Genomic DNA, 11,842 nt, shown 5'->3' on the forward strand with positions numbered 1-11,842 from the left:
AGCTTATCGGCCGAGGGGGAAACGCCCCCTTATTTTTCCGTAAAGGAACCAAAATCCGTAATTTTCAGATCGTAGGTGAATTTGACCTCCGAGCGGCTGAACATCTCGTCCCAGTTGTCCTTTACTTTGTTCCATACCGCCGGCTTCTCCATCGCCAGTTGGTCGCCGAAGCCGGCGACATCGGCCTTATACTCCGACTGCAGCTTATGCATTAGCGATTGCATCATAGCCGACAGCTTTTTTTCAAAAATCGCGCCGGCTTTCTTTGCATACGCCTGCGAGGTGGGCGTGCCGCTGGTGCTCCAGGTTTCGCTGTACCGTCCTTCTGTGGCAATTTTGACTTCGAACGAGATGTGTTCGCCCTCCACCCGGGGGGTGATTTTGCTTTTGAAGGACTTCATTTCATAAGCCAGCGGTTCGTTGTCCTTATTGTAGCTTTTGATCATGCCGCTTTGCCCTTCATTTCTCAGCCAGGACAGGCATTCGGCATCCTCTTGATTCAGCTTGCCAACCCAGTGGCCGGTAGACCCCTTGATTACCCCTGCTCCGTCAAATTCCATCTCCTGGCTGCCTGTTATGATATTTTGCAGTACAAAACTCCTTTTCGCATGATTATTGGCATCCAGGTTGGACAACGTTACCGGATCGAGGACCTTGCTGGTCCTGGACTGGTTATGCACCATCTTTGAGATATGGAAGGAAGGAACTTCGTTCGCCCTGCTTGAAGACAGCACTTCGCTTGCTTTGCCCTCACTGACAAAAACCATGGTGCTGGGACGGATATCGTTGTCGCGCAAAACAAAATCGGACATCTGCTCGATCGTTTGCTTTTTCAGCAGATCGGCGGATATAACAATGACCTTCAGATGGTGCCCGATGATCGGCCGGTCCAGACGGATGGAGAATTGCCGGAATATCTCCAGTATAGAATCTCCGCTTCCGGATACGTTTTGATAGGCCCGGGGAGCGTCCGTTTGCGGCTCTTTTTTGTTTTTGGAGCCCATGCTTCGAATCGGCACAATCTGCACGGTTGCCATAACTCTGTTTTGTTTGGGATAGGCCGCCCCCTTAGCTTCAAATTCTTTCTCCGTGGGCGCCGGTTGGCCGCTGTCCAGCGCGAGTCCCGTGTACAGTGCCATATCTTCAATCTCAATGTTGCTCCAGCAGCCTGTCAAGACAAACGGAAGCAGCAGTACGAAAAGGGACTTCATTCCTTTATACATGCCGTTTCAACCCCTTTGTGCGGATCAGCCAAATGACAAGAAGCGGCACCGGCAGCAGCAGAAACAGCCAGATGGACATCATTCCGATCGCATCGCCGAGTGCAAACAGATCCTGGATGCTTTTAGGAATCATCGTCGCTAAAAAAATAAACGGAACCAGACCCAAGACGGCCTTCTGGAAGGAGAACCCGAAGATCTGGGAGAGGCCAAGCGAGGCTTGGAAAAAAAAGCTGCTGAAATTGCAGAACATCTGCATTAGCCAGATCACCATCAGCGGGAATTCCAGCCGTTCTACAAAAAATCCGGTGATTTCAAAGCTCCGCACCAGATCGATGGTCGGCCAGGTGCTGGTGATTACGGAATCGATAGAAAGCCCGCCGACCACGAATAGGACGGTCATCAGATACAAGGTGATCGGAATGGCGATGCCGCCCAGCATCGTCTTGACCGCCCTTTGGGGATGCTGCAGGAAAGCGGTTGTGACCAGAACGACCTCACATCCCGAATAGACCAGAATCGAGGATTTCATGCCGCGAAGCACTGGAGGGAGCCCTTGGCCCAGCACTGGACGCAGATTGTCGATGTTGAACAGCCGCAGACTAACTCCAAAGGAAACAAGCAGTACCAGAAGGGAAATCGGGAGGACAATCTGAAATACGCGGGCAATCGAGTTGATGCCGCCCCAGACAAGATAGGCTCCCGCCCAGATAAAAGGCAGCACAACAGCCCAGACCGGTGTCCGTTCCAGCAGAAAATACAGCGTGACCTCGGCTACCGAGCGGATTTCGAAACCTGCGATAACGATGAAGTAAAGGACCAGCGGCAGGCAAATCAGCTTGCCTGGGATGTTCCCGATGATTTTGCCGGAGAACTGGAAAATCGTCTGCCCGGGGAACTGCTGGCATAGCTTGACCATCAGCAGGACGACCAGCATAATGACCCCTCCGCCCAGCAGAATGGTAAGCCAGGAATCCGGTGTTTTCACCGCCTGCGTCACGCTGCGCGGCATGGTCAGCACACCGGCGCCGAGAATGGTATTTGTAAGGAATACGGCGGCTTGGGAAGCCGTGATTTTGTCATCGGTACGAGTGAACAAGGTGGACCCTCCTTTCGGAACTGCGTTACCGTTTCCGTTTGGTGTTCTGCGTCTTCAGCATAAGCGGTCTCCGCTTCATCAAGGAAAGAGGGGCTCGGACAAAAAGGTCCTTCCAGTCCCGTATCCGAAACGGCGATACCGGGGTCAGATATGGGACGCCGAAGCTCTTGAGTTTGGTCAAATGGCTGCACAGCAGCAGGAAAAACAAAATGGTGCCAAACATGCCGAGAAACGCCGCAAACAGCATTCCGACAAAACGCAGCAGCCGGAGCGTGATTCCCGCGCTATAGGTTGGAATCGAAAAGGAGGATATCGCCGTAACGGCGATCACAATCACGAGGAACGGGCTGACGATGCCCGCTTGAACGGCTGCGTCCCCGATGATCAGACCGCCGACGATGCCCATCGCCGGACCGATCGGTTTGGGGAGCCGGATCCCGGCCTCCCGCAATACCTCGATGGATACCTCCAGGATCAGGACTTCGATCAGCGGCGGAAACGGAACCCCCTGCCGTGTTTCGATAATCGACAGGGCCAGCTCAGTCGGGATGAGGCCCGGGTGAAACGAGATAAATGAAATGTAGAGCGATGGAGCCATCAGCGCCAGAAAGGCGGCGGCAAAGCGCAGCGTCCGCAGCAGGGAGCTTGGCAGCCAGCGTTCATAGTAATCTTCCGGCGACTGCAGCAGCATACTGAAGGTAGCCGGGACGATCAAAGCAAACGGCGATCCGTCCAGCAAAATGCCGATCCGCCCTTCCATCATGGCATTGATGACCCGGTCGGGACGTTCGGTATTTTGTACCTGCTGAAAGGGGCTTAAGTAGTTGTCTTCAATCAGCTGCTCCACATAACCTGAGTCGGCCATAAAATCCATATCCATCTGGCTGATCCGCTCCTCCACTTCCTTCAGCAGGTCCGGATTCACGATGTCTTTCATATACGCAAGCGCCAGGTCTTTCTGTAATTCGGAGCCGACACGGTAGCTTTTGATCACCATCTGATCGCAGAAACCCTGGCGGCGAAGCAATGAAGTGTTTTCGCTCAGTACCTCGGAGAAGCCTAGGCGCGGGCCGCGCAGCAGCGCTTCGGAGACGGGCTCCGTGATCGAGCGGCTTTGCCCGCTCGGCAGTTCGATCAGCAGACCGCCCGCGAGTCCTTCGACCAGCAGACCGGCATGGCCAAACAGCACTGACCGGTTAAAATCGTCCAGATTCTGAGCTTCCTTTAAGTTTCTGAAAGGGAGGGCTGGACCGGCTTTTTCCTTGGAGTCCAGATTTTCGGCGGTGGCTTCAAACATAAGAAATTCCATGATCTTCAGGTTCAGCATCCGGTCATTCTGCATACCGTCAATATAAAACAGGGAAGCATTCGCATTCAGCCGCTGCATCACGAATTCCCGGCAGTGGAAATCATCGCTTTCGCCGATTACTTCCCGGATGGTGCGCAAATCGTCGTTATAATTGCCGCTAAAAGGCCGAGGCGGACGTTGTTTCGATTGCTCTGTTTTGGAGGTGCTGCCGCTGTCCCGGTTTTTTCTCTGACCTACGAAGGTGTACATCCTTTTGTACATGCTGCAGGCTGCGACAGGGATCAGAAATGCAAGGAAAGCCTGCCCGAACACGCCCCAGTCCGGAATATAAGATAGGATGAGCGACATGGATCATAACCCTCCCCGCACTGAAATGAGATGTCATTCGTATTTAAGAGCGTTCCAAATTTTACAGCGTTTTAGTCAGATCCTCTGAAAGTCTTGCAGCTTTCCAAAGCCTCGTTATGCCTGAAAGGCTTCATCCAAGCCTTGAACGAAAGGGGAAAACAGCTTGCCAGCGTGCAAAAACGACACCGTCCGCCCTTTTCCCGGCTTCTTGGTTGACTACCGTGAGGCGAAAAAGGTATTATGGTATCAGCAATATTCCAGCAAAGACTGGGAACGGGAAGAGTAGACGGTTAGCCCTTACAGAGAGCGGAACGGATCAGCTGGAAGATTCCGCAGGAAGCGCCGGTCGAAGTCGCCCGGGAGTCGCTTGTTTGATACGTGCCACGGCGCGGGTTCATCCTGCGGACAGGGACGGGCAGAACAGGCCGGATCGCAGCCGTTATCTGCATGAGTGTCGCACTTGGCACCAGCCTCCGGAAGCACCGGACGGCCATTGGCGGGATTAACCCGTTTGTGCTGTGCGAAACAAAGGTGGTACCGCGAAAGAATGACCTTTCGTCCTTTGAGGACGGAGGTCTTTTTTGTTTTTACCGCAAATTACAAAATCACGTACATGGAGGCCAAGGTTATGACGGAAGCACACGACAATTCGATCGGGCAGACCGCCGAAGACACCGCATCAGGCGGGGCGGGCATGCCGACAACGTACGATCCGAAAGCGGCGGAGAATAAATGGTACGCTTATTGGGTCGAAAAGGAATTTTTTAAAGCGGGACAGCGGCCGGACGCGAAGCCGTTCAGCATCGTGATTCCGCCTCCCAACGTAACGGGAATGCTGCATATCGGCCACGCGCTGGATTTGACGCTGCAGGATATTTTGACGCGGACCAAGCGGATGCAGGGGTATGACGCGCTTTGGCTGCCGGGCATGGACCATGCGGGGATCGCGACGCAGACCAAAGTAGAGCAGAAGCTGCGCGAGCAAGGCGTGTCCCGCTACGATCTCGGACGGGAGAAATTCCTGGAGAAGGTGTGGGAATGGAAAGAGCAGTATGCGGGCACGATCCGCGAGCAGTGGGGCAAAATAGGCCTGTCGCTTGATTATTCCCGCGAACGCTTTACGCTGGATAATGGCCTGTCCCAAGCGGTTCGCGAGGTGTTTGTTAAGCTGTATGAGAAAGGCTTGATTTACCGGGGCAAACGCATCATCAACTGGGACCCGGCCGCACGTACGGCGCTGTCCGACATCGAGGTGGAGTACAAGGAAGTAAACGGCCACCTGTACCATCTGCGTTATCCGCTAAAAGACGGCAGCGGCTTCATCACCGTCGCCACGACACGGCCGGAGACGATGCTTGGCGATACGGCGGTGGCGGTGCATCCGGAAGATGAACGCTATAAGGATATGATCGGCAAAACGCTGGTGCTGCCGGTGATCGGCCGCGAGATTCCCGTTATCGCCGACGAGTATGTGGATAAGGAATTCGGCAGCGGCGCTGTCAAGATTACGCCTGCGCATGATCCCAACGACTTTGAAGTTGGCCAGCGGCATGACCTGGCGCAGATTACGGTGATGGACGAAAGCGGAACGATGAACGAGCAGGCGGGACCGTACCAAGGCTTGGACCGCAGCGAATGCCGCAAGCGGATCACCGAGGACCTCAAGGAACAAGGGGTGCTGATTGCGGTAGAAGACCATGTGTATCAGGTTGGACACAGCGAGCGTTCCGGCGCCGTTATCGAGCCTTACCTGTCCACACAGTGGTTCGTAAAGATGAAACCGCTGGCTGAAGCCGCCATTAAGGCCCAGAAATCGGGCGAAGGCGTCCGGTTTGTGCCGGACCGTTTTGAAAAAATCTACCTGCACTGGATCGAAAACATCCGCGACTGGTGTATCTCCCGCCAGCTGTGGTGGGGCCACCGGATTCCAGCCTGGTATTCCGAGTCCACCGGCGAAATGGTTGTCGCCCGCGATCTGGAAGAAGCCAAGCGGATCAGCGGCCTGGAAGATTTGACGCAGGACGAAGACGTGCTGGATACCTGGTTCAGCTCGGGGCTGTGGCCGTTCTCGACAATGGGCTGGCCGGAGCAGACCGCCGATTTGGAGCGGTATTATCCGAACAGCGTTCTGGTTACCGGGTTTGACATCATCCCATTCTGGGTGTCAAGAATGATCTTTATCGGCATTGAATTCACCGGCGGAATTCCGTTTAATGACGCGCTTATTCACGGCTTGGTCCGCGATGCGAACGGACAAAAAATGTCCAAATCGCTTGGCAACGGCGTCGATCCGCTTGAGGTCATCGAAAAGTACGGCGCGGATGCGATGCGCTATATGCTGTCTACCGGCAGCACGGCGGGGCAGGACCTGCGTTTCCGCTGGGAGCGCGTGGAGCAGGCGCGGAATTTTGCGAACAAGATCTGGAACGCGTCGCGTTTTGCGCTGATGAACCTGGAGGGTGTAACATACGAATCCATCGACATCACCGGCGAGCTCAGCACGGCCGACCGCTGGATCCTGCACCGGCTGAACGAAACTTCCCGGGAGATCACGCGTCTAATAGATGCGTATGAGTTCGGGGAAACCGGACGGCAGCTGTACAACTTCATTTGGGACGATCTGTGCGACTGGTACATCGAGTTCTCCAAACTGACTTTGTACGGCGAAGACGCCGCGGCCAAACGCAAAACCCAATCCGTGCTCGCTTACGTGCTGGACCGGACGCTGCGCCTGATCCATCCGTTTATGCCTTTTATCTCGGAGGAGATTTGGCAGCATCTGCCGCATGATGGCGAGACGATTACGCTGGCAGCCTGGCCGGAATACGATCCGGCGCTGGAGAATCCGGAAGCGGTGGCCGAGATGACGCTGCTGATGGATATGATCCGTGCCGTGCGGAATATCCGCGCTGAGGTAGGCGCGCCAATGAGCCGGAAGGTAGAGCTGATTGTAAAAGCGGGCAGCGGGGAATCGCTTGCGATTGTCGAGCGCAATGAGAGCTACATCAGCCGCTTCTGCAACACGTCCTCCTTCGCCGCCGGCCTTGAGCCGGAAATGCCGGAGAAGGCGATGTCGGCCGTAGTGACCGGCGCGGAGCTGTTCCTGCCGCTGGCCGGACTGATCGATATAGCCCAGGAAATCGCCCGGCTTGAAAAAGAAGCGCAGACGCTGAGCGCCGAAGTTGAGCGTGTCGACAAAAAGCTCGGCAATCCGGGTTTCATTGCCAAGGCTCCGGCCAAAGTCATCGAAGAGGAGCGGGCCAAGCAGGCGGATTATTCCGCCAAACGGGAAAAAGTGCTGGCACGCATCGCGGAACTGAAAGGATAAACGTCTATGAACGAATGGAACGGGGCCGGGCCAACCGCCCCTTTACACACATACGCGGAAGCCGTTGACTGGATCAACGGTCTCCTTCCGTTTGGGATCCGCCCGGGCCTGGACCGGATCGAAGCGCTGGTAGACAAGCTCGGGCATCCCGAGCGGCGCCTCAAGTTCATCCATGTGGCGGGTACGAACGGTAAAGGTTCAACCTGCGCGTTCCTGACAAGTGTGCTCCGGGAATGCGGGTATTCGGTCGGCACCTTCACCTCGCCTTATATCACGAAATTCACCAACCGGTTCCAATATAACGGCGAAGATATTCCGGAGGAAGTGCTGCTCCGGCTCGCCAACCGGCTGCATCCGCTTGTGGCGGAAATCGCCTTGACCGAGCTTGGCTCGCCAACGATGTTCGAAGTTTCGACGGCGCTGGCCATCCTTTATTACGCCGAGGTTTGTTACCCCGATGTGGTCGTATGGGAGACCGGGCTGGGGGGAAGGCTGGATGTAACCAATATCGTGACGCCGATTTTGTCGCTTATTACCAATGTCGGCTACGATCATACCGATGTGCTTGGCGACACCCTGGAGCAGATTGCCACGGAAAAAGCAGGCATTATCAAACCCGGCGTTCCCGCCGTCTCGCTTGTCTCCCAGCCGGAGGCGGTCGCGGCGCTGCGGTCGCGGGCCGAGACTTGCAAATCCACGCTGTATCTCGCCGGCGAGACGTTCTCTTACACGATTACCGGCAAAGAAAACGGAGATCAGCGGTTCCTGTTCCAAGGCCCGTTCCGCGAGCTGGAAGTCGGCATTTCGATGAACGGGGAACACCAATGCGCCAATGCCGCCGGCGCTATGATGGCGCTGGAGGTCCTTCGCCAGTACATGGCGTTTCAGCTGGATGACGAGGATCTGCTCCGCGGCTTCAGCAAAGCGTTTTGGGCGGGACGGCTGGAGCGGGTAGGCGTGTCGCCGGCGGTCGTGCTGGACGGCGCGCACAATCCGGAGGGCGCGGAGACGCTTGCAAAAAGCCTCCCGCAGTACTATAAATACCGCAAACTGAATTTAATGATGGGCATGCTGGAAAATAAGCATCATGAGCCGTATTTGAAGCATATACTTCCTATAGTGGATACGCTTATCCTGACCGAACCGGATTTTCGCCGTAAGATGAATGCCGGAGACCTATTAGGGATTGTGGAGAAACTGCGCGGGAGCTATGCCAAACCGGATCTGCAAATCAAAGTGGAACAAGATTGGGGCAAAGCGCTGCAGCTTCTGAAATCGGTGACGGAAGAGGAAGACTTGGCGGTCGTGTCCGGCACGCTGTATTTGATTGCCGATGTGCGGGCGGCGCTTTTGATGCAACCCGATTCTGAAAAAGGCTGGTGACTGACTGTTGGATACGACCGAACGAGTTCATTTTATAGGCATCGGCGGATACGGGATGAGCGCAATTGCCCGGGTCATGCTGGAGATGGGATATACCGTCACGGGTTCGGATGTGGCGGCGCAGGAATTAACGGAGAAGCTGATCGCCAAAGGCGCAAAGGTTTATATCGGACATACGGCGGAGCAGGTAAAAGGAGCCGATCTCGTCGTGTATTCGACGGCGCTGTCCAAAGACAATGTGGAACGCGTTGAGGCGGAACGGCTGAACATTCCGATTCTGCACCGTTCGCAGATGCTTGCGCGTCTGCTGAATGAGCGTAAGGGCGTGGCCGTGGCGGGAGCCCACGGCAAAACGACGACCTCGTCCATGATCGCGCTTGTGATGGAAGACTGCGGCGCTGATCCGACGTATATTATCGGCGGAGAGATCATGAATGTAGGTACAAACGCCAAAGCGGGCAAAGGCGACGTGGTGGTGGCGGAAGCTGACGAAAGCGACGGCTCGTTCCTCCAGTACCATCCCTGGCTGGCGATCGTTACGAATATTGAAGCAGACCACCTGGAGAATTACGGCGGCGATTTCAACCGGCTGAAGGAAGCTTACGTGCAGTATATGAACCAGGTGCGCGAGGACGGTGCGGCAATCGTCTCCGCGGACGACGACAATATCGCCTCGCTGCTTCCTCGTGTGAAGAGCAGCGTGGTGACCTTCGGGATTGAGTCGAAGACGGCGGAGTATACGGCAACCAATATTGTGCTTGGCGACCGCCAGGTGTCGTTTACGATGAACCGCCGGGGCGAACCGCTCGGCACAATTGCGTTGTCCGTGCCGGGGCGGCATAACGTATACAATGCGATGGCGACCGTGATCGCGTGTCTGCGGGCAGGTCTGCCGTTTGAAGCGATCGCTGCCTCCATCGTGAAGTTCCATGGGGCCAAACGCCGGTTCCAGGTGCTCGGCGAGACGGACGGCATTCTTGTAATCGACGATTACGCGCACCATCCGACCGAAATTCAGGCGACGATCAGCGCTGCGAAGGCGACGGGCAAACGGATTATTGCGGTGTTCCAGCCGCAGCGGTATACCCGCACGTTTTTCCTGCTGGATGCGTTCAGCCGGGCGTTTGGCGAAGCGGATGAGGTAATCATTACCGACATCTATTCTCCGGCCGGCGAACAGCAGATCGAAGGCGTGACATCCGCCAAGCTGGTTGAGCTGATTGTACAGAACAGCAATCCCGGCGCGCGTTATTTGCCGTCCAAAGACGATGTGCTGGCTGACCTGAAGGACCGGGTTGCCTCCGGCGATCTCGTCATTACGATGGGAGCCGGCGATATCTGGAAGACGGGTTATGCGCTTGCTGAACATCTGCGGGGCCGCGCGCTGAAATAGGGCCTGCTGCCCGTCCTTTTATAACGCATTTCCTCTTGTATGGGAGGAAATGCGTTTTTTCTTAGACAATCCCCTCCAAAATTTGCCGATTATGGTTTTTACAATAGAATAATGCTGACACTGCCAACATCTTTTGATATAAAATAGAAGGAGAGACACACTGCCGGGGAAGGTTCGCGGCTAGTTCATCAAATCTGCTCTCTGCGGTTCCGGAACGCGGCAAGGTGACACCTGGCCATGGGCCGCAGCTGTTTTATATGATTATTTTTTTGAAGGGAATGGCGGCGGGAAGATGCCCCTGATGCGAAATGGATAAGCTTCTGGAGATTCATACATTGTTGGTGTCGCTGGTTGCGGGCAATCTGTTAATCGCGGCAGCGTTGGTGGCTTACCTGTTTCGCTTTCCCAAGGACAGAGCGACCAAGCTGTTTATTGCGGCCAAATCGCTGCAGGGGCTCAGCTGGCTGCTCGTACTGCTGCGGGACAAGCTTCCGGGACCGTTTGCTGTTCCGGCAAGCAATGCCTTGATTTTGTTTGGAGGCTGGATGGAGGTATTTGCGCTCCTGTCCGTCCTGGGCTTGTTCACCATGGGCACGGTCCGCCTGTATGCCGCGATATCGGCATTTGGCGTCGCCGGGTATTTGGCGCTGTATGTAAGCACGCCGGCGGAACAGCCGCGCATTGTGTTGACTTCGGTTGTAGCGGCCGTCTTCATCGGTTATCCGGCCGTCCGCATGATCTGCAAGCGCACAGCGTCCCCGCTGCAGCTGCTGCTTGGCGGTTGGTTCGGATTTGCGTCCGCCGCCATGCTGCTCCGGGCCGCCGCCGCTTATGCCGGGCGGACGCTCACCGTTTTTACGCCCGAGCCGTCCCAGGAGCTGTTTTATTTCGGAATGTACGCCATGATGATTATCGGGACGGCGGGATTTATCCTGCTGTCCCGGGAGCAGTCCTATGTGGAGCTGGAGCGGGTAGCTACGTTCGACGAGCTGACAGGTATATTGAACCGGCGGTCGTTCCTGATCCGGGCGCAGCAGCGGCTTGATGCAGCGGCGCGGCGGCGTGAGCCGGTATCGTTTCTGCTGCTGGATATCGACCATTTTAAGCGGGTGAACGACACGTTTGGACATGATGCAGGGGACCGGATGCTGCGCAGCTTCGCGGATACGGTCAACGGAACGCTGCGCGATCAGGATTTGTTCGGCCGGTTTGGCGGCGAGGAATTCGCCATTCTGCTGACGGGTGCGGACGCGGCCGACTCCGACCGGGTGGCCGAGGCGGTCCGTTTGGCCGTCTCCAATCCGGCGGACGGAGAGAAGCGGCCGCAGAGCGTCAGCATCGGTGTTATCACGGTGAACGCCGCGCCGGACACTTCCCTGAATATGCTGTACAAGCTCAGCGATACCGCACTGTATCAGGCCAAAAAACAGGGGAGAAACCGCGTGGTTCGCGGCTGGCCGGCTTGAGAGCGGAGGTAATGGGGAACGGGAGCTAAGCGTTTCTTTATTTTTGCGGCACCTCAAAACCGGGATTTCCTTCAAATCATTGGATCTCGGTTAACCCAGTTATTTCAAGGCGTATCTGCCGATCTAGCCTTCGCTGCCCGATCTCAGGCTGCAAAAGTTGAGTTAATAAAAGCAGCGGCGAACCAAAACTTGATAAACCATGTCTTGGACTGCCGCTGTTGTCGTTGAACTACCTGGAACGAATCCTCCCAGCGACAGACCCGCAGCGGATTACCACCGAATGCGATACCGAGGTT

The 11,842-nt window shown here is 55.8% G+C and carries 7 protein-coding genes and 1 other annotated feature; of the genes, 4 read left to right on the forward strand and 3 right to left on the reverse strand.

The features are described from left to right. Positions 1-29 precede the first annotated feature (29 nt). From ACE6ED_RS27920 to ACE6ED_RS27930, 3 genes are read right to left on the reverse strand one after another with little or no spacing between them, the layout of a single operon-like run. Positions 30-1,223 carry a Ger(x)C family spore germination protein gene (locus tag ACE6ED_RS27920; protein ID WP_410830727.1) on the reverse strand — a complete coding sequence of 398 codons (1,194 nt, stop codon included), beginning with the start codon at positions 1,221-1,223 and terminating at the stop codon, positions 30-32. After that, positions 1,216-2,319: a GerAB/ArcD/ProY family transporter gene (locus ACE6ED_RS27925; protein ID WP_410830728.1), complete on the reverse strand. Its 1,104-nt coding sequence runs from the start codon at positions 2,317-2,319 to the stop codon at positions 1,216-1,218. The genes ACE6ED_RS27920 and ACE6ED_RS27925 overlap by 8 nt, the downstream gene beginning before the upstream one ends. A 25-nt stretch (positions 2,320-2,344) precedes the next feature. Then, the gene (locus tag ACE6ED_RS27930; protein WP_410830729.1) at positions 2,345-3,976 is read right to left on the reverse strand and encodes a spore germination protein; all 1,632 of its coding nucleotides are present in this window, start codon (positions 3,974-3,976) and stop codon (positions 2,345-2,347) included. A 260-nt stretch (positions 3,977-4,236) separates the two neighbouring features. Continuing rightward, positions 4,237-4,542 (forward strand) — a binding site (T-box leader). 128 nt (positions 4,543-4,670) lie between these two features. Here ACE6ED_RS27930 and ACE6ED_RS27935 point away from each other — a divergent pair. The 4 genes from ACE6ED_RS27935 to ACE6ED_RS27950 all read left to right on the forward strand — a co-directional run bounded on the left by ACE6ED_RS27935 (position 4,671) and on the right by ACE6ED_RS27950 (position 11,546). After that, positions 4,671-7,304 (forward strand): valine--tRNA ligase, encoded by a 2,634-nt coding sequence (locus tag ACE6ED_RS27935; protein ID WP_410830734.1) that lies wholly within the window; start codon positions 4,671-4,673, stop codon positions 7,302-7,304. Between the two features lie 6 nt (positions 7,305-7,310). Further along, a complete protein-coding gene (locus ACE6ED_RS27940; RefSeq protein WP_410830730.1) occupies positions 7,311-8,687 on the forward strand; it encodes a bifunctional folylpolyglutamate synthase/dihydrofolate synthase in 1,377 nt (458 codons plus the stop codon). Positions 8,688-8,694: 7 nt separating this feature from the next. Beyond that, positions 8,695-10,080, forward strand: coding sequence for a UDP-N-acetylmuramate--L-alanine ligase (gene murC / locus ACE6ED_RS27945; RefSeq protein ID WP_410830731.1), 1,386 nt, complete (start codon positions 8,695-8,697; stop codon positions 10,078-10,080). Positions 10,081-10,388: 308 nt separating this feature from the next. Further along, positions 10,389-11,546 carry a GGDEF domain-containing protein gene (locus ACE6ED_RS27950; protein WP_410830732.1) on the forward strand — a complete coding sequence of 386 codons (1,158 nt, stop codon included), beginning with the start codon at positions 10,389-10,391 and terminating at the stop codon, positions 11,544-11,546. Positions 11,547-11,842 lie beyond the last annotated feature (296 nt).

Source organism: Paenibacillus nanchangensis, assembly GCF_046543445.1.
In the GTDB taxonomy this organism is placed as follows: Bacteria; Bacillota; Bacilli; order Paenibacillales; family Paenibacillaceae; genus Paenibacillus_AQ; species Paenibacillus_AQ nanchangensis.